15 protein-coding genes are annotated in these 19963 nt (G+C 43.9%); 14 read left to right on the forward strand and 1 reads right to left on the reverse strand.

Features of this window, described 5'->3' with window-relative positions; genetic code table 11:
• The first annotated feature begins 1 nt into the window (after position 1).
• The 12 genes from ORI98_RS08385 (at position 2) to lpxC (ending at position 15282) form a co-directional block, all read left to right on the forward strand.
• A complete protein-coding gene (locus ORI98_RS08385; protein WP_261298663.1) occupies positions 2-1738 on the forward strand; it encodes a penicillin-binding protein 2 in 1737 nt (578 codons plus the stop codon).
• Positions 1735-3246, forward strand: coding sequence for a UDP-N-acetylmuramoyl-L-alanyl-D-glutamate--2,6-diaminopimelate ligase (gene murE / locus ORI98_RS08390; protein WP_306134915.1), 1512 nt, complete (start codon positions 1735-1737; stop codon positions 3244-3246). The genes ORI98_RS08385 and murE overlap by 4 nt, the downstream gene beginning before the upstream one ends.
• A complete protein-coding gene (gene murF / locus ORI98_RS08395) occupies positions 3243-4616 on the forward strand; it encodes a UDP-N-acetylmuramoyl-tripeptide--D-alanyl-D-alanine ligase (protein WP_306134916.1) in 1374 nt (457 codons plus the stop codon). Before murE ends, murF begins: the two co-directional genes overlap by 4 nt.
• On the forward strand, positions 4617-5699 hold the full coding sequence (mraY, locus tag ORI98_RS08400) for a phospho-N-acetylmuramoyl-pentapeptide-transferase (RefSeq protein WP_306134917.1): 1083 nt from the start codon (positions 4617-4619) through the stop codon (positions 5697-5699).
• Positions 5700-5705: 6 nt separating this feature from the next.
• Entirely contained in the window at positions 5706-7025 is a 1320-nt protein-coding gene (gene murD / locus ORI98_RS08405) for a UDP-N-acetylmuramoyl-L-alanine--D-glutamate ligase (RefSeq protein WP_306134918.1), read from the forward strand.
• Positions 7015-8229, forward strand: coding sequence for a cell division protein FtsW (gene ftsW, locus ORI98_RS08410; protein WP_306134919.1), 1215 nt, complete (start codon positions 7015-7017; stop codon positions 8227-8229). The genes murD and ftsW overlap by 11 nt, the downstream gene beginning before the upstream one ends.
• Before the next feature lie 47 nt (positions 8230-8276).
• The gene (gene murG / locus ORI98_RS08415; RefSeq protein WP_306134929.1) at positions 8277-9341 is read left to right on the forward strand and encodes an undecaprenyldiphospho-muramoylpentapeptide beta-N-acetylglucosaminyltransferase; all 1065 of its coding nucleotides are present in this window, start codon (positions 8277-8279) and stop codon (positions 9339-9341) included.
• A 1-nt stretch (position 9342) separates the two neighbouring features.
• Positions 9343-10809 carry a UDP-N-acetylmuramate--L-alanine ligase gene (gene murC, locus ORI98_RS08420; protein WP_261298669.1) on the forward strand — a complete coding sequence of 489 codons (1467 nt, stop codon included), beginning with the start codon at positions 9343-9345 and terminating at the stop codon, positions 10807-10809.
• Between the two features lie 111 nt (positions 10810-10920).
• Positions 10921-11691: a cell division protein FtsQ/DivIB gene (locus tag ORI98_RS08425; RefSeq protein ID WP_261298670.1), complete on the forward strand. Its 771-nt coding sequence runs from the start codon at positions 10921-10923 to the stop codon at positions 11689-11691.
• The gene (gene ftsA / locus ORI98_RS08430; RefSeq protein ID WP_188842030.1) at positions 11688-12923 is read left to right on the forward strand and encodes a cell division protein FtsA; all 1236 of its coding nucleotides are present in this window, start codon (positions 11688-11690) and stop codon (positions 12921-12923) included. The genes ORI98_RS08425 and ftsA overlap by 4 nt, the downstream gene beginning before the upstream one ends.
• Before the next feature lie 27 nt (positions 12924-12950).
• Positions 12951-14117, forward strand: a complete 1167-nt coding sequence (gene ftsZ, locus ORI98_RS08435; RefSeq protein WP_261298671.1) for a cell division protein FtsZ — start codon at positions 12951-12953, stop codon at positions 14115-14117.
• A 244-nt stretch (positions 14118-14361) separates the two neighbouring features.
• Entirely contained in the window at positions 14362-15282 is a 921-nt protein-coding gene (gene lpxC / locus ORI98_RS08440) for a UDP-3-O-acyl-N-acetylglucosamine deacetylase (RefSeq protein WP_306134920.1), read from the forward strand.
• Here lpxC and ORI98_RS08445 read toward each other — a convergent pair.
• A complete protein-coding gene (locus tag ORI98_RS08445) occupies positions 15279-15737 on the reverse strand; it encodes a DUF721 domain-containing protein (RefSeq protein WP_261298673.1) in 459 nt (152 codons plus the stop codon). The genes lpxC and ORI98_RS08445 overlap by 4 nt on opposite strands.
• A gap of 27 nt (positions 15738-15764) precedes the next feature.
• Between ORI98_RS08445 and ORI98_RS08450 the strand changes: the two genes are divergently transcribed.
• Both ORI98_RS08450 and secA read left to right on the forward strand, forming a co-directional pair.
• Positions 15765-16664 (forward strand): M23 family metallopeptidase, encoded by a 900-nt coding sequence (locus ORI98_RS08450; RefSeq protein ID WP_306134921.1) that lies wholly within the window; start codon positions 15765-15767, stop codon positions 16662-16664.
• Positions 16665-16722: 58 nt separating this feature from the next.
• Positions 16723-19446, forward strand: a complete 2724-nt coding sequence (secA, locus tag ORI98_RS08455; RefSeq protein WP_306134930.1) for a preprotein translocase subunit SecA — start codon at positions 16723-16725, stop codon at positions 19444-19446.
• Positions 19447-19963: the final 517 nt, after the last annotated feature.

Here is a 19963-nt window from a genome sequence, read left to right on the forward strand (position 1 = left end):
TATGTCAAGACAAGCAAAGCGTAAGCAAAATCCTGAACTGATCCCATGGCGTTTATACGTTGTGGTGGGATTTGTCTTGCTGTTATTTGTGAGTTTGATTGCTCGCGCAGCTTATATACAAATTATTGAGCCAGATAAACTCCGCCATGAAAGTGATATGCGTACTTTGCGTACCACGAGCAATCAGGTGCAACGCGGTCTAATTACCGATCGCAATGGCGACATGTTAGCGGTAAGTGTGCCGGTTCGTGCCGTTTGGGCAGATCCTAAGCACGCACACGATCAAAAAGCCTTTGTCGATATGCGTCGTTGGCAAGCATTGGCGGATGTATTACAAGAGCCTGTTGATACGCTGGTGCAAAAAGTAAAACGCGATCCTAAAAAGCGTTTTGTTTACTTAAAACGCCAAGTAACCCCCGCTGTAGCTGATTATATTGAGCAGTTAAAAATTGGTGGCATTTACCTCAAATCAGAATCTCGTCGTTATTATCCCGCGGGCGAAATTGCTGCTCAGTTAATTGGTATTACTAATATTGATGATGTGGGTATTGAAGGTATTGAAAATACTTATAACACCTGGCTAACGGGCACGCCGTCAAAACAAAAAGTGAGAAAGTCGCGTGACGGTAGTGTGGTTGAGCGTTTAGACATAGTTCAAGAGGGTGAAAGTTCTAACGATATTGTGTTAAGTATTGATCAACGCATCCAGCAATTAGCCTACCGAGAGCTTAAGCGCGCCACAGAAACCTTTCAAGCCACCTCTGGATCGGTTGTGGTCATCGATGTACTCACTGGTGAAGTTCTGGCCATGGCGAATACACCTTCCTACAACCCCAACGCTCGCGATAATTTACAATCGCATCGTATGCGAAATCGTGCATTAACCGACACCTTTGAGCCTGGTTCGACGGTAAAACCCTTTGTGGTCGCTGCGGCATTAGAAGCCGGAACGGTAAAATCGGATGAATTGATCCCAACCTCACCTGGTTGGATGCGCATTGGTGGTCGTCAGGTGCGTGATTCAAATAATTATGGCGACATGTCGCTAGCAAAAATTTTGGTTAAATCATCAAACGTAGGTATCAGTAAACTGGCTTTATCTATGCCGGTTCAGCAATTACTTGGTACCTACCAATCAATGGGGTTAGGCAATTACTCTGGCATTAATTTAACCGGTGAAAGTGCGGGATTAATTCATGACCGTCGTCGTTGGTCTGACTTTGAACGCGCCACATTATCATTTGGTTATGGCTTTACCGCAACGCCGCTTCAATTGGCACGTATGTATGCCACGTTAGGTAGTGGTGGCGTGCTGTATCCTGTGTCTATTTTAAAGCTAAAAGAAGCACCTAAAGGGCAACAGGTTTTATCAGAAAAAGTGGCTAATGATGTTATGCAGATGCTGGTTGGGGTAACTGAAACTGGCGGAACAGCGACAAAAGCACACATTGATGGTTACCCAATTGCGGGTAAAACGGGTACCAGCCGTAAAGCGGTGGCCGGTGGTTATGGTGATGATTATGTTGCCATTTTTGCAGGTGTTGCCCCTGTCCATAACCCAAGATTAGCTATTTCTGTCGTGATTAATGAACCCAAAGGCGATAAGTATTATGGCGGCGACGTAGCTGGCCCCGCCTTTGCAAAAATCATGTCGGGGGCATTACAAATGCTAAACGTTGAGCCTATTTCCAAACGTGAAGCCATACAGATGGCGTCTGCGCCAAGGAGCGCAGAATGATGTTACTAAAAGATTTACTTGCGCCCTGGTTTTATTATGCCGGGGCTGAAACTATTTGTGGTTTAACACTTGATAGCCGCTTAGCTGAAACAGGTAAAGTGTTCGTGGCGTTGCCTGGATATAAAGTGGATGGTCGAGAATATATCACCGCGGCCATTGAAAAAGGCGCCACAGCGGTGTTGGCACATACTGATGATCCCCAAAAGCATGAAAAAGTCGATTGGATTGATGCTGTACCTGTAATTCATTTTTGCCAACTTAGCAGGCAGCTTTCAGCAGTCGCAGCTCAATACTATGCAGTTTCTAACCAGCTTAACGTGATTGGTGTAACTGGCACTAACGGTAAAACGTCAGTCAGCCAAATCATTGCTCAATTGGTCACTTTATTGGGGCAAAAAGCGGCTGTTATGGGCACGCTAGGTAATGGTTTATGGGGTGAACTCATTGACAGTGGTAACACTACTGCCGATGCCATCACCGTGATGCAGCAATTGTCGGGATTTGAGCAGCAAGGTGCAACTGTGTGTGCGATGGAAGTATCAAGTCATGGCTTGGTGCAAGGCCGCATTGAAGCGGTACCTTTTAATACCGCGGTTTTCACTAATTTAAGCCGAGACCATCTTGATTACCATGGTGATATGGATTCATATGCCGCGGCTAAAAAGCGTTTATTCAAATTTGCCTCGTTAAAAAATGGCTTGATTAACCTTGATGATGCCGTTGGTGCAAGTTGGCTAAATACATTTACGCAAGCTTCGGCTAACTCTGAACCCTCAAAAACGCAGTTTTATTCTTTTAGTGTGAACAATGCTAAGGCTGATTTTTACTGTCTAGATACGGTATTTAATGATCTTGGGGTTAGCGCTACTTTGGCTTATCCAGCAAGTGATGGTTCAAATAAGTTACAGGCTAAATTAGCGTCCCCGTTATTAGGTGAGTTCAATTTATCTAATGTGATAGCTGCAATATCGGCCTTGTCGTTACAAGGTGTCGACATGGCTGACATTCTTCAGGTCCTGCCTCAAATAAAGCCTGTAGCGGGACGCATGGAACGTTTTTCTAGCCAGGGTAAAGCTACATTAGTGGTTGATTACGCTCATACGCCAGATGCAATTGAGCAAGCTTTAAAAGCGCTGCGAGTACATTGCCATGGACAATTATGGTGTGTATTTGGTTGTGGTGGCGACCGAGATAAAGGCAAGCGCCCACTGATGGCACAAGCCGCTGAAGCTTTTGCAGACCGTGTCATGATCACCAGTGATAATGCTCGAAGCGAAGATCCGCAAGCCATTATCGATGATGTCTTAGCAGGATTATCTATACCAGAACAGGCCCAGTCAAACATCGACAGGATAAGCGCTATCAAGCAAGTTGTGGCGCAAGCGAAACCTCAAGATATTATTTTATTGGCAGGCAAAGGACATGAAACCTATCAAGAAGTGGCAGGAAAACGATTGAATTATGATGAGCGCGCATTGGCGATGCAGTTAATGGAGGCTTCATTATGATTTCGCTTTCATTAGGTCAAATAGCAAAGGTGTTAAAGGGCCAGTTGATTGGCGACGATATCATTATCAATGCCGTAAGCACTGACAGCCGTAAATGTGATCACGACAGCTTGTTTATTGCCTTAAAAGGTGAGCGTTTTGACGCCCATGAATTTGCCAACAAGGCCGTTGAAAATGGGGCTAAAGCACTATTAGTTTCAACACAGTTACCTTTAAATGTGCCACAAGTTGTGGTGTCAGACACCCATAAAGCACTCGGCCAACTAGGCCGCTTTGTGTGCCAACAGGTGGCACCTATTGCCGTGGCATTAACCGGATCTAATGGCAAAACCAGCGTTAAAGAAATGGTTGCCACTATTTTGTCGCAACAATTTCAAGTGCTGTTTACTGCGGGGAATTTTAATAACGATATTGGCGTGCCACTGACATTATTACGTTTGTCTGCGGGCGATCAGTATGGTGTGTTTGAACTTGGTGCAAACCATAAAGGTGAAATTGATTACACTAGCGCGCTGGTGCAACCTCAAGTGGCATTAGTAAATAACATTGGCAGTGCACACCTTGAAGGCTTTGGTTCTGTTGAAGGTATTGCTGAGGCAAAATCAGAGATCTTCAATCATCTTAAACAAGATGGTGTGGCGGTGATTAATGCCGATGATGCCTTTGCTGAGTTTATGTCGGCTAAAGCCGCTGGATTTAAACAGCTGCACTTTTCGCGTGTTCAGGGTATTAAAGCCGATGTACGTGCAACCGATTTAAAAGCCGACATGCACGGCTGTTATGCATTTAATCTTGAATATTTAACGCAATCAATTGCGGTGCAATTGCCTTTAGCGGGTATCCACCAAGTTAGCAATGCATTAGCCGCAGCCTGCATGTGTATTGCATTAGGGCTCGATTTAACAAAAGTAGCCAGCGGGTTAAGCCTGTTACAGCCAGTAAAAGGCAGAATGATGCCTAAAGTACTCGGGCGCTTCTTAATTGTTGATGACAGTTACAATGCCAACCCGAGTTCAGTAGAGGCTGCGATATCCTGGTTGCAACAACGTGATAGTTATCGGTGTTTAGTGCTGGGAGATTTGGGCGAATTAGGTGACAATGCTGCCCCTTTGCATGAACAGCTCGGGCAACAAGCAAAATTGGCTAATATTGATGCACTTTATTGTTGTGGCAGCTTATCTGCCAATACCAGTAAAGCATTTGGTAGCACACATTTTCAAGATGTCACTGCGCTGGCTCAGGCATTAATAGCACAATTAAATCAGTTGCCAGGCGAGGCGACCATATTAGTTAAAGGTTCTCGAAGCGCGGCAATGGAACGCGTGGTCGATTTGTTAGTAGATGCCTTCGGGTTTGGGGAGTTAGTGTAGATGCTGGTTTATCTGGCCGAATATTTAACCCAATTTTATAGTGGGTTTAACGTTTTTTCTTATGTGACATTTAGAGCTATTTTGGGCTTGCTCACTGCATTAGTTTTTAGTCTCTGGTGGGGGCCTAAGCTCATTGAACGTTTGCAGTTATTGCAAATTGGTCAAGTCGTTCGCAACGATGGACCTGAGTCGCACTTTAGTAAGCGCGGAACGCCAACAATGGGTGGACTGCTTATTCTTGCTGGCATTTTTATCAGTGTTTTATTGTGGGGTGATTTATCTAGCCGCTACGTGTTAGTTATGCTGTTTGTATTAGCCGCTTTTGGTGCGATTGGATTTTTAGATGATTACTTAAAAGTGGTCAAGAAAAACTCTAAGGGATTAATTGCCCGTTGGAAATACGCTGGGCAGTCGATTGCTGCGTTAGTGGTGGCATTTTATTTATATGCCTCATCAGCCATTCCTGGTGAAACCCAGCTTGTTGTCCCGTTTTTTAAAGATGTGATGCCACAACTTGGTATCGTGTTTATCTTTTTAGCGTATTTCACCATAGTCGGTGCAAGTAACGCGGTAAACTTAACCGATGGTTTGGATGGTTTAGCCATTATGCCAACGGTAATGGTTGCCGGTGCATTTGCTTTGATAGCCTATCTTTCAGGGCACGCACAATTTGCTAATTATTTACACATACCACACCTACCAGAAGCGGGTGAATTAGTCATTGTATGCACCGCTATTGTTGGTGCTGGACTCGGTTTTTTGTGGTTTAACACTTACCCTGCACAGGTCTTTATGGGCGATGTCGGTTCGCTAGCACTTGGTGCAGCACTGGGCACTGTCGCGGTATTAGTGCGCCAAGAAATCCTCTTGATCATCATGGGCGGTGTATTTGTAATGGAGACGGTTTCAGTCATCTTACAAGTGGGATCATACAAGCTTAGAGGGCAGCGTATTTTTCGGATGGCACCCATCCATCATCACTATGAATTAAAAGGTTGGCCAGAGCCGCGTGTGATTGTGCGTTTTTGGATTATCTCGTTATTCCTTGTGTTATTGGGTCTCGCGACCTTGAAGTTAAGGTAAATTATTATGCAATCCAATTACACGCACATAGTGTTAGGACTGGGAGCCACTGGGCTCTCAGTAGTGCGTTATTTAGTTGCACAAGGCATCAAACCTTTAGTAATGGATAGTCGTCGTAATCCTCCGGGTGAAGATGTGCTAGCAAAAGAGTTTTCAGACATTGAACTGATCACTGGTGGTTTTGATTGCCGCTATTTAGTGCAGGCCAAACAAATTATTATCAGCCCAGGCATTGCGGTTGATACGCCAGAAGTGAAAGCTGCCAGCGACATGGGTATTGAAGTTATTGGTGATGTTGAGCTTTTTGCTAGAGAGATTGCCGATAGAAAACCATGTGTAATTGGCATTACGGGTTCTAATGGTAAATCAACCGTCACCACTTTAGTTTACGACATGCTTAAAGCCGCGGATTTAAAAGTGGTTATGGGCGGTAACATTGGTATTCCGGCTCTAGATTTATTGGCATTAGATGCTGATTACTATGTGCTTGAGCTGTCGAGTTTTCAGCTTGAAACAACCTTTTCACTCAATTGCATAGCGGCAACGTGTTTGAATATCAGTGAAGATCATATGGATCGATACTGCAGTATCAACACTTATCGTGAAGCCAAATTAAATTTATATCCTCAAAGCAAATTTGTCATGTATAACCGCGATGATGAATTAACGTTCCCGCTTGAACCCATGAACCAAAATACCTTTGGTTTAGGGGTGCCAGAAGGCGACGAGTGGGGGTTGAGCGACGGTAAGATTTTTCACGGTGACAGTGAAATCATGAATTTGAACGATGTCACCCTGATAGGCTCGCATAACCATGCCAATCTACTTGCTGCGATGGCATTAGTGGATGCGTGCGGTGTTGATAAAGCCTTTGCAATCGAAGTGGCAAGCAGCTTTAAAGGGCTAAGCCATCGTTGTGAATTGGTTGCGGTAGTCGATGGTGTGACTTACATCAATGACTCAAAAGCCACCAATGTAGGCGCAACGGTTGCAGCTTTACAGGGATTAAACACTCATTTAGGGGAAGTGTTTTTAATTGCTGGTGGCGATGGTAAAGGGGCTGATTTTGCGCCGCTAACGCCCGCATTAGAGCATGTCGCAAAAGTGATTACCTTAGGTAAAGATGGTCATAAAATCGCGAAATTAAAAGCGGACAGTATCAGTGTTAGCAGCATGAAAGAAGCGGTTGATCAGGCAGCGCAATTGGCTTTCTCTGGTGATATTGTGTTGCTGTCGCCAGCCTGTGCCAGTTTGGATATGTATAAAAACTTTATGGCACGTGGCGATGACTTTAAGTTATGCGTGGAGCAGTTAGATGGCCAGTAATGAGCAATTAAGCTTATTCAAACAAAGCCTAAATGGGCTTTGGCCATCATTATTAGCGGACAATAATACGCCAGGCATGCCGTTATATGACAGGACATTTTTAGTCGCGATTATTAGCTTGATGTGTTTTGGATTTGTGATGGTGATGTCCGCATCTATGCCAGAAGCGGAGAAGCTAACCGGTAATCCATTTCATTTTATTGGGCGTCATGTTTTTTACTTAATCGGCTGCGTGGTCATTGCCTTTGTGGTTCTTAAAGCAGACGTCAGTTACTGGGAAAAAAACAGCGGCATGTTGATGATAGGCGTGCTGGTTATGTTGTGTGCTGTACTGGTTATTGGTACCTCGGTGAATGGTGCAAGGCGTTGGTTATCTATCGGGCCTATTCGCATACAAGTTGCTGAAATAGCAAAGTTTATTTTTATTGTATACATGGCGGGTTATTTGGTGCGTCGTCATGGTGAATTACGTGACAACCGTAAAGGTTTTTACAAGCCGATTGGTGTTTATGGCCTGTTCGCAGTATTGATATTATTACAGCCAGATTTAGGCACTGTGGTCGTATTGTTCGTTTGTACTGTGAGTTTGTTATTTTTGGCCGGCGCTAGAATTATCGACTTTATGGTGCTGATTTTATTAGGTGTGGCCACGTTCGTATTGTTGGTTCTGTTTGAACCTTACCGTATGCGCCGAGTGACTTCGTTTATGGATCCATGGGATGACCCATTTGGTAGTGGCTATCAGTTAACTCAGTCTCTTATGGCATATGGTCGTGGTGATTGGCTGGGGCAAGGTTTAGGCAATAGTATTCAAAAATTAGCCTATTTACCCGAAGCACACACCGACTTTATTTTTGCGGTAATTGGCGAAGAACTCGGTTTCATAGGCATTATTTGTGTATTAGTGACGCTATTTTTTATTGCTTTACGTGCTATTCGATTAGGCAACTTATGTTTGCAAATGCAACGCCCTTTTGAAAGTTATGTGGCTTACGGTGTGGGTATTTGGATTTGCTTCCAAACCGTCGTTAACGTAGGTGCCAGTATTGGTATGTTGCCAACCAAAGGACTGACATTGCCATTTATCAGTTATGGTGGCAGTAGTTTATGGGTGATGACCGCAGCAGTTATGCTGTTAGTCAGAATTGATTATGAAAGGCGAGTGAGTTTGATACAAGCAGTGCAAGGGAGGACTAAGTCGTGACAAATACAAGTGCAGTTGCTTATGGTCGCTCTCCCAAATTATTAGTGATGGCCGGTGGTACTGGTGGTCATGTTTTTCCAGCGCTTGCCGTGGCAAAACACCTAGCGGCTAAAGGCTGGCAAGTGCGATGGTTAGGAACCGCTGATCGAATGGAAGCGCGATTAGTACCACAGCATGGTTTTGATATTGAATTTATCGATATCAAAGGTGTTCGTGGCAATGGTCTATTACGTAAGCTTTCAGCTCCGTTTAAAGTCATACGCTCTATTATTCAGGCAAAAGCAGTTATTGATGATTTTAAACCGGATGTTGTTTTGGGAATGGGCGGATTTGCCAGCGGCCCCGGTGGCGTAGCGGCTAAATTATCAGGTGTGCCTGTGGTGCTGCATGAGCAAAATGCGATACCAGGTTTAACCAACAAGCTACTATCCAATATTGCGACTAAAGTGCTTTGTGCATTTGCCAATACCTTCGCCAGCACAGTAAAAAATGTTGAAGTCGTCGGTAACCCGATTAGGCAAGAGTTGGTGTCATTAGGTGATGAAGCTAAACCCCTTAACGAGGACGCCTTAAAAGTGCTTGTTGTCGGTGGCAGCCTTGGGGCGAAAGTGCTCAATGAAACGTTACCCAATACGGTAGCCAAATTATCCCATCAACATTCGGTAACTGTGTGGCATCAGGTAGGCAAAAATAACCTTGATTCAGTGAAGGCCGCATATCAACACCTTAATCAGTTGGACAAGGTTAATGTTGCTGAATTTATTGATGATATGGAAGCGGCATATCGATGGGCAGATGTCGTGGTCTGTCGTTCAGGCGCGTTAACCGTATCAGAACTTGCCGCGGTAGGTTTACCGAGTATTTTAGTGCCATATCCTCAAGCGGTGGATGATCATCAAACGATTAATGCATCCGTGTTAGTCGATGCCGGGGCAGGTTTTTTATTGCCTCAAACCATTTTAAATGCAGATTTGCTTGCAGATAAACTGCAGCTATTTGCCAGTGACAGACAAGTTTTACTCCAAATGGGGTTAAAGGCACGCGGCGTTGCAGTGTTAGATGCCACTCAACGAGTGGCAGATATATGCGCCACGGTAGCGAACAAGGGTTAACATGACAAAAACAGAAAAGTACGCACAACTTCGCACCATGATCCCTGAAATGAGACGGATCAAGCGCATTCATTTTGTTGGTATCGGCGGTGCTGGCATGGGCGGTATTGCGGAAGTGTTAGTCAATGAAGGTTACCAAATTAGTGGCTCTGACATTGCAGTGAATAGCGTGACTGAGCGATTAGCACGATTAGGTGCAAAGATTATTATTGGCCATCATGCTGACAATGTTGCTGGCGTTGATGTTGTGGTCGTATCAACGGCAATTAATAAGCAAAACCCAGAAATTATTTCCGCTCAAGAAAACCGTACCCCTATTGTACGTCGTGCAGAAATGTTAGCTGAGTTAATGCGTTACCGCCACGGCGTTGCGATTGCTGGCACGCATGGTAAAACCACCACAACCAGCCTGATTGCCAGTGTTTATGCAGAAGCGGAGCGCGATCCTACGTTCGTGATTGGTGGTTTGCTTAATAGTGCCGGAACCAATGCGCGTTTAGGGACCAGTCGCTACTTGATTGCCGAAGCTGATGAAAGCGATGCCAGCTTTTTGCACTTACAACCTATGGTCAGTGTGGTAACCAATATTGAAGCCGATCATATGGACACCTATGGCGGCGATTTTGAGGTGCTCAAAACAACGTTTGTCGACTTTTTACATAACCTGCCATTCTATGGTGTTGCGGTAATGTGTGTTGATGATCCGGTAATAGAAGAGTTGCTACCGCGTGTTGGTCGTCAAGTAGTGACCTATGGCTTTAGTGAACATGCAGATGTGCGTGCCAGTAATTTTGTTCAACAAGGACACCAATCACGGTTTACCGCACACAGAAAAGATAAGCCCGATTTAGATATTGTGTTGAATTTACCAGGGCAACACAACGTACTTAACTCGCTGGCCGCCATTGCGGTAGCAAGTGAAGATGACATAGACGATGAATCAATTGTAAAAGCACTTGCTGAGTTCGAAGGTATAGGTCGTCGCTTCCAGCACTTAGGCGAATTTGACACGCCAAATGGCAAAGTTATGTTAGTGGATGATTATGGCCATCATCCAAGTGAAGTACTTGCCACTATCAAAGCTGCACGTGCCGGATGGCCAGATAAACGTTTGGTGATGGCTTATCAACCACACCGTTATAGCCGAACACGCGATTTGTACGAAGATTTTGTTGATGTGTTGTCGCAAGTTGACTGTTTATTATTGCTTGATGTCTATGCCGCTGGAGAAAATCCAATACCGGGTGCCGATGGCCGAGCATTATGTCGCTCCATCCGAGTGCGTGGTCAAGTGGATCCTATTTTTGTTTCAGGGCCTGAACAGTTAGCGGGTGTGCTACCAGATGTATTACAAGATGGAGACTTATTGCTGACCCAAGGGGCTGGGAATATTGGCGCATTATCGCGTGATTTAGCTGCGACAGAATTGGGTTTTAATGCACAACAAAACCAAGAACAAGTTGACTAGTTTTTGTGCAGTTATGCGGTTGAAAAATCGTGCTTTTATACCGTAATCAAGCGCTATATAATGACCGGTTTGTTGCAGGGCAGAAATGGTAATCTTCGGGAGTAATTATCGGTGTCGTGGAGTAAGAAAGGACGCCAGTTAAAACAAAAGCTAAAACAAGTCGATTGGTATTTGTATTTTGGCTTACTGTTTTTGCTCAGCGTATTAGTCACAATTACATGGGGTGGGTTAAAGCTTCATGGTTTGTTGAATGATGCTGATGCGCTACCGATAGAAGCGATTGCCGTTAAAGGCGAGCGTAAATTTACCACTGATGAAGAGATCCAGACAGCTTTGCAATCGTTAATGCAAAGCAGTTTTTTTAACGCCGATGTTGTGGATGTGCAACGTGCGTTAGAAGGTTTGCCTTGGGTTTATCATGCATCGGTAAGACGAGAATGGCCTGCTAAGTTCAAGGTGACGATACAAGAGCAACAGGCTGTGGCTCACTGGAATGGGCAAGCTTGGCTTAATGTTAATGGCGAAGTGTTTGATGCAGTAGGTTATCCAGAATTAACGGATTTACCCATGTTATCTGGTCCCGATGACATGGCTGAAGAAGTGTTAGTCAGTTATGGACAGCTGGATGATTTACTTAAAATTAACGGATTCAAATTAACCAGTTTACGTTTAAGTCCACGTCATGCGTGGCAAGCCGAATTAGCTAACGGCATAAAAATAGAGCTAGGGCGTGAAGATAAAATGACTCGAATACAGCGTTTTATCAATGTATACCCGACATTGCAACAAAGCGAGAAACCTGTCGCAAAAGTCGATTTACGTTACGACACGGGTTTTGCAGTGGGCTGGGATGATACCAATAAGAGAACTGAGAAGAAATGACCAAGAATCAGGAAAGAAACCTTATCGTAGGGTTAGATATCGGAACGTCCAAGGTCGCCGTGATTATTGGTGAAGTACTACCTGACGGTGAAATTAGTGTTATTGGTTTAGGTAATCATCCTTCTCGTGGCATGGACAAAGGCGGGGTGAATGATCTCGACTCTATCGTTCGCAGTGTTCAACGAGCCCTTGATCAAGCTGAATTAATGGCTGACTGCCAAGTTTCATCTGTGTATCTGAGCATTTCGGGTAAACACATTGCCTGCCAAAATGAAAATGGCATGGTGTCGATTAACGACGAAGAAGTAACACAAGAAGATGTGGACAACGTGATCCATACCGCTCGCTCAGTCAAAATACCCACAGAGCGCCGGATATTGCACGTATTACCCCAAGAATATTCTATTGATGTTCAAGATGGCATCAAAAGCCCAATTGGCATGTCAGGCATGCGTATGGAAGCCAAAGCCCATATCGTGACCTGTGCAAACGATATGGCAAAAAACATCACCAAAAGTGTAGAGCGTTGCGGTTTAAAAGTAGATGACTTGGTGTTCTCAGGCATTGCATCAGCTGACTCTGTATTAACGAATGATGAAAAAGATTTAGGTGTGTGTATTGTCGATATTGGTGGCGGAACAACGGATATAGCCGTTTATACCAATGGTGCATTACGTCATTGTGCGGTTGTGCCTGTAGCGGGTAACCAAGTGACTAGTGATATTGCCAAAATATTCCGTACACCACTTACACATGCAGAACAAATTAAAGTGCAGTTTGCCAGTGCAAGAAGCTCAATGGTAAGCCGTGAAGACAGTATAGAAGTGCCATCTGTGGGTGGAAGACCATCGCGCAGCATGTCACGCCATACCCTGGCTGAAGTAGTAGAGCCAAGATATCAAGAATTATTTGAGTTAGTACTTAAACAGTTACAAGACAGCGGTTTAGAAGATCAAATTGCTGCAGGTATTGTACTAACTGGTGGAACATCTTCCATTACAGGTGCTGTAGACATCGCCGAAGCCACTTTCGGTATGCCTGTGCGAGTTGCCTCGCCACTGCCTGTGAAAGGATTATACGAATACGTGGACCAACCAATTTACTCAACAGGGATAGGGTTGCTTCACTATGGGGCTAGAAGGGTAATCGAACGCCAGTTTGAACGTCCGGACCGCCAAGGGGTGACTAGCTTTTTGAATCGGGTGAAAAGCTGGTTTAAGGGTGAATTTTAAATAACGCAGACTAACGGAGATCAGACTATGTTTGAGATCATGGATACACATTCAGACGAAGCGGTGATCAAGGTCATCGGTGTCGGTGGTGGTGGCGGTAACGCTGTCGAGCATATGGTTAAGCACAACATCGAAGGTGTTGAGTTTATCGTAACAAACACGGATGCCCAGGCATTACGTAAATCAAGTGCAGGCTCAACGATTCAGCTTGGCCGTGATGTCACTAAAGGTCTAGGTGCTGGAGCTAATCCAGATGTTGGCCGTCAAGCTGCAGAAGAAGATCGTGAAAACATTCGTGCAGCGATTAAAGGATCTGACATGATCTTTATCGCAGCTGGTATGGGCGGCGGAACAGGTACTGGTGCCGCACCTGTGGTTGCAGAAATTGCTCGTGAAGAAGGCATTTTAACGGTTGCTGTTGTGACCAAGCCTTTTCCTTTTGAAGGCAAAAAGCGCATGCTTTATGCGGAGCAAGGTATTGCAGAACTGGCAAAACACGTTGATTCGTTAATCACTATCCCGAATGAAAAACTATTAAAAGTCTTGGGTCGTGGTACGTCTTTACTGGATGCATTCGCGGCAGCAAACAACGTGTTATTGGGTGCGGTTCAAGGTATTGCTGAGCTAATCACTCGCCCAGGCTTAATCAACGTGGATTTCGCCGACGTTAAAACAGTTATGTCCGAAATGGGTAATGCCATGATGGGTACAGGTGTTGCTACAGGTGATGATCGTGCAGAAGAAGCGGCAGAAGCGGCAGTTGCCAGCCCATTACTTGAAGATATTGATCTAGCTGGCGCGCGCGGCGTATTAGTTAACATTACCGCAGGTATGGATATCAGTATTGAAGAGCTTGAAACCGTGGGTAACCATGTTAAAGCTTACGCATCTGATAATGCGACAGTAGTTGTTGGTGCCGTAATTGACCCAGAAATGAGTGAAGAGCTGCGCGTAACTGTGGTTGCTACCGGTATTGGTGCTGAGAAAAAGCCTGATATTCAGTTAGTACAAAAGCCAGCGCCTCGCCCAGAGCCTGTAGTGATTGAAACACGCCCAGAGCCAGTTGATGAGCCCGTGATTCAGCAATCTTATGCTGCATCAAAAGGCAACGCTGTGCCACAGCCACTAACAACACCACGTGCAGATGCGGACTATTTAGATATTCCAGCATTTTTACGTAAGCAAGCTGATTAACTTGGCATCACTATCAAGCTGCTAACTCGGCGGTTTTGATAGGCTGATATTAATACCCTAGGGTATTAATTAGATGAAAAGTTCACTGTTGTGATAGCAGATAACGAAATGCCGTTGTTTTGTACTTATTTGCATTTTTTTTGTGAATGACGCAAGATATGGTAGCATGTCGTACCAGCTATACATGATAGCTTTAGGTTTTATTTATAAGCTTTTGTTTTTATTGTTATTTACGGGTAAATGAATGATTTTTCAAAGAACTGTTCAAAAAATGGTGAAGAGTACTGGTGTCGGATTACATTCCGGCAACAAGGTGACTCTGTGCATTATGCCCGCACCAGTAAATACAGGGATTGTACTCACACGTACCGATCTTACGCCTGCGGTGTCTATACCAGCAAAGGCGCATTTAGTACGTGAAACAACTATGTGTACAGCACTTGTAAACGATGCTGGTGTTCGTATTTCTACAATCGAACATCTGTTTGCTGCCCTTGCAGGTTTAGGCATTGATAACGCCGTTATCGAAGTTGATGCGCCTGAAATTCCAATTATGGATGGCAGTGCCAGTCCGTTTGTTTTCTTGCTTCAAAGTGCAGGGATTAAAGAACAGGCAGCACCTAAAAAATACCTTAAGATTACCAAACCCATTCGTGTTGAAGATGGAGATAAATGGGCAGAGCTAAAACCGTTTAAAGGGTTTAGAGTTAATTTTAAAATTGACTTTGCTCACCCAGAAATTGCCCGTAGTCAACAACATATGATCATGGACTTTTCTACATCGGCATTTGTTAAAGATATCAGCCGTGCAAGAACCTTCGGCTTTATGCGTGATATTGAATATTTACGTGCTAATAACCTTGCGTTAGGTGGCAGCATGGAAAATGCTGTTGTGCTTGATGAGTACCGCGTCCTCAACCCTGATGGTCTGCGTTATGATGACGAGTTCGTTAAGCATAAAATTCTCGACGCTTTTGGTGACTTATATGTAGCAGGTCATGCCATTGTTGGTGAGTTTACAGCGTTTAAAACCGGTCATGCGTTAAATAATCAATTAGTTAGAGCTTTACTCGCCCAGCAGGATGCATGGGAATTAGTCAGCTTTGACAAAGAAGCCGATGTACCCGTCAGCTTTATGGTGCCAGGTACAACTGCACTCGCTTAATCCTTAGAATGCCTATTACGGCTGGCCAATGCAGCCAGCCGTTTTAGTTTTTCACCTAGTGATCCATCTACATGCTCAGCTAGTGCAGCAATATGTTGTGCTGATTCATTACTGAGTTGTGCGTGATTAACTTGAGAGTTTGCCTTAATCATTGCTAAAGCTGGGTTGACTTTAACCTCAATAGCAGTGAGCATGGGTAGCGTTTCAGCCTGAAGTTGTCGTAATAGTTTAGGCTTTTGAAAATTGATTCGTGCAGCCCAAGCCGCGGAAGCCGTTTCAATAACAAGAACACCCTGGCGGAGATTAGCAACATTGAGTTGCTCTGCCGCAGGACCGCCAATAATTTGTTTCACATATCGATTCAGATTATTCAGTAGTTCTGCTTTCTCAGCGAGTTCAGGTAATTTTCCTGACAAATGTAATAAATTGCTGAGGTCTTGAGGGGGCTTTTTCATATGATAATAAGATGGCTGAATTAGGCTATGAGTGTAACAGTATTTGTTCAAGGTCGAAATGGGGTCACGCGCTGGCAACCCAGTAAACGGTGGTTTCTTTTACCAATAATGATTATGGTAACGGGGACTGCGATTTATCAATACAGTGCCGATCGCTTTGCTAATCAACAAGCTAAAGTCGATAAAAACCAGCTACTGCGTGAGCAACAAAAACAACAAGTGATTGAGCTCAAACACGCAACCGAAGTGCAATTAGCCACATTAGTTACCCACGTCGCTAAAATGCAAGCCAAAATTACTCGACTTGAGGCCCTTGGGCAGCAAGTAGCCCAAAACAATTTACTTGATGACCAGTTCGACTTTAACACGGAAGTCGGCGTGGGTGGTTACAGTGAATTGGGGACAGGAATCGAATTAAGCCAGCTTATTAGCGATATGGATAAGCTTGCATCACGAATTGATAATAATAATCTTCAGTTGTCACTACTTGAAACCGTGTCAACGAATCTCCATATAGATGAAGAGCGTTATATATCAGGGCGGCCAATCGATAAAGGTTGGTTATCTTCGCCCTATGGTTTACGTAATGACCCTTTTAATGGCCGAAGAACAATGCATAAAGGTATTGATTTTGCTGGTCGAGAAGGGGCAGCCGTCACTGCAACTGCCGCAGGTGTAGTAACGTGGTCAGGAAGTATGTTTGGATATGGTGAGCTAGTCGAAATCGACCATGGTAATGGCCTTCGCACTCGCTATGGACACAATAAATCTCTGTCAGTAAACGTAGGTGACGTCGTTGCCAAAGGCGAGAAAATTGCCAATATGGGAAGCACAGGTCGTTCAACCGGCCCTCATGTGCATTACGAAGTGCTACGCGATGGACAACAAATTGATCCTCAAAAGTTTGTTTATCGCAAAGCAAGTTAATCATATTAACGGTTAATGCGCTCTGATGAGCCAAACCTACAAGAGATAAGTGACTAAGATGTTAGGTAAATTACTGACAAAAGTATTTGGAAGCAGAAACGACCGCACCCTGAAAGGCTTAGGTAAAGTGGTTGATAAAATTAATGCATTGGAAGCAGATTACGAAAAGCTGTCTGATGAAGAATTGAAACAAAAAACAACAGAGTTTCGTCAACGCTTAGAGTCTGGCGAAAGTCTGGACAGCATTATGGCTGAAGCATTTGCGGTTGTTCGAGAAGCATCAAAGCGTGTGTTCGATATGCGCCATTTTGATGTTCAGCTATTAGGCGGCATGGTACTTGATAGTAACCGCATCGCTGAAATGCGCACCGGTGAAGGTAAAACCTTAACCGCTACATTACCTGCCTATTTAAACGGTATTAGTGGCAAGGGTGTTCACGTTATTACCGTGAACGATTACTTAGCCCGTCGTGATGCTGAATTTAACCGTCCTTTATTTGAATTCTTAGGCCTAACAGTCGGTGTTAACGTTGCAGGTTTAAGCCAAGTTGAGAAAAAAGAAGCTTACAACTCAGATATTACTTACGGTACCAATAATGAATTTGGTTTCGATTATCTGCGTGACAACATGGCTTTTTCTCCGCAAGAACGTGTTCAGCGTCCATTGCACTATGCACTTATCGATGAAGTCGATTCAATCCTAATTGATGAAGCACGTACACCGCTGATTATTTCAGGTGCTGCTGAAGATAGCTCTGAGCTATACACCAAAGTGAACGTGTTAATTCCTAGTCTTATTCGTCAAGACAAAGAAGATACCGAAGATTTCATCGGCGAAGGCGACTTCACCATCGATGAAAAAGGTAAGCAAGTTCATTTAACTGAACGTGGTCAAGAAAAGGTTGAGTTACTGTTAACTGAACAGGGCATGCTGGCTGAAGGTGACTCGCTGTATTCTGCTAGTAACATTTCATTATTACACCACGTCTATGCAGCGCTTCGAGCTCACACTTTATTTGAGCGTGATGTCGATTACATCATTAAAGATGGCGATGTGGTGATTGTTGATGAACACACTGGTCGTACTATGCCAGGACGTCGTTGGTCAGAAGGCTTACACCAAGCAGTTGAGGCTAAAGAAGGTGTTCATATTCAAAATGAAAACCAAACTTTGGCATCGATTACCTTCCAGAACTATTTCCGTCAATATGAAAAATTAGCGGGCATGACAGGAACTGCGGATACCGAAGCATTCGAGTTCCAACACATTTATGGTTTAGATACCGTTGTTGTGCCGACTAACCGCCCAATGGTTCGTAATGACATGGCAGATTTAGTCTATTTAACGGCTAAAGAAAAATATGATGCGATTATTGCCGATATCAAAAGTTGTCGCGAACGCGGTCAACCAGTATTGGTGGGTACGGTTTCAATTGAGCAATCAGAATTACTTAATGGATTACTCAAAAAAGCAAAAATTCCCCATAGTGTGTTAAATGCTAAGTTCCATGAAAAAGAAGCTGAAATTGTTGCCCAAGCAGGTAGTTTAGGCGCGGTGACGATTGCAACAAACATGGCAGGTCGTGGTACGGATATCGTATTAGGCGGTAATTGGAACATGGAGATTGAAACGCTAGATAATCCAACTCCAGAGCAGAAAGCTAAGATTAAAGCTGATTGGCAGATCCGCCATGATGAAGTACTTGCCGCTGGCGGTTTACATATTCTTGGAACCGAGCGTCACGAATCACGTCGTATCGATAATCAGTTACGTGGTCGTGCCGGTCGTCAAGGTGACGCAGGCTCGTCACGTTTCTATCTCTCGATGGAAGATAGCTTAATGCGTATCTTCGCTTCAGATCGTGTATCAGGCATGATGAAAAAGTTGGGTATGGAAGAAGGCGAAGCAATCGAACATCCATGGGTTTCGCGTGCTATTGAAAACGCACAACGTAAAGTTGAAGCGCGTAACTTCGATATTCGTAAGCAATTACTCGAATACGATGATGTTGCCAACGATCAGCGCCAAGTCGTTTACTCTCAACGAAATGAGCTAATGGATGCTGAAAGCATTGAAGACACAATTAAAAATATCGAAGAAGATGTTATTTCTGGTGTCATTGATACTTATATACCACCACAATCATTAGAAGAGTTATGGGATGTACCAGGACTAGAGCAACGTTTATCAAATGAGTTCTCATTAAAGCTTCCTATCCAAGAGTGGTTAGATAAAGAAGATGACCTACATGAAGAAACATTACGTGAACGTATTGTAAAAGCTTGGACCGATGCATTTAAAGCAAAAGAAGATATGGTGGGCGCGCAAGTGTTACGCCAGTTTGAAAAAGCGGTCATGCTACAAACATTAGATGGTTTGTGGAAAGAGCATCTTGCAGCAATGGATCATCTTCGCCAAGGCATCCATTTACGTGGTTATGCTCAGAAAAACCCTAAGCAAGAATATAAGCGTGAATCATTCGAGTTATTCCAACAAATGCTTGAAACATTAAAGCATGATGTCATTAGTGTCTTATCTAAAGTGCAAGTACAAGCACAATCAGATGTTGATGAAATGGAACAACGTCGTCGTGAAGACGAAGCCAAGATCCAACGTGATTACCAACATGCATCAGCTCAGGCATTAAGTGACAACGAAAATGCCGAAGCACCAGCAAAACCGCAAACAGTGATCCGTGAAGGTGAGAAAGTAGGTCGTAATGATCCTTGCCCTTGTGGTTCAGGCCAAAAATACAAACAGTGTCATGGTAAAATAAGTTAGTTCTTCTATAACTACCAAGATAACTAATCCAAAAGCAGCTTATATATAGCTGCTTTTTTCTTACCTATGATATGCGGATTATTGCCAACACAAAGCCAGTTTGTGGATAACTTTGGGGGTAAGTGGTGTAAAAAATGTAGGTAAGTGGACAAGATGAAAAAAGATCGAAAAAACACGATCTTTTTCCACAAAAGGGCTTGCACAAAATCTTAAGCTGCCTATAATGCGCATCCACTGACACGGCACAGAGCGAAAGCGAAACGCAGAGTCAGCTTGGTTTACAGCGGTAAAACGCAACGAACCAAACGCGAAAAGAAAGTTTGAAAAAACACTTGACGCAAACAACAGGGTCTGTAAAATACGCAGCCCAAGCCAACGACCTAGCGTCCTACGGCGATGTTTGAAAAATTGACATCACGCTCTTTAACAATTTATCAAGTAATCTGTGTGGACATTCACAGGTATTGAGTTATTCGAAATTGCTTCTTCTTAGGAAGAGCAATCAAAAAATTTAAAC

The organism is Shewanella sp. ULN5 (assembly GCF_030731885.1).
Taxonomy (GTDB): domain Bacteria; phylum Pseudomonadota; class Gammaproteobacteria; order Enterobacterales; family Shewanellaceae; genus Shewanella; species Shewanella holmiensis.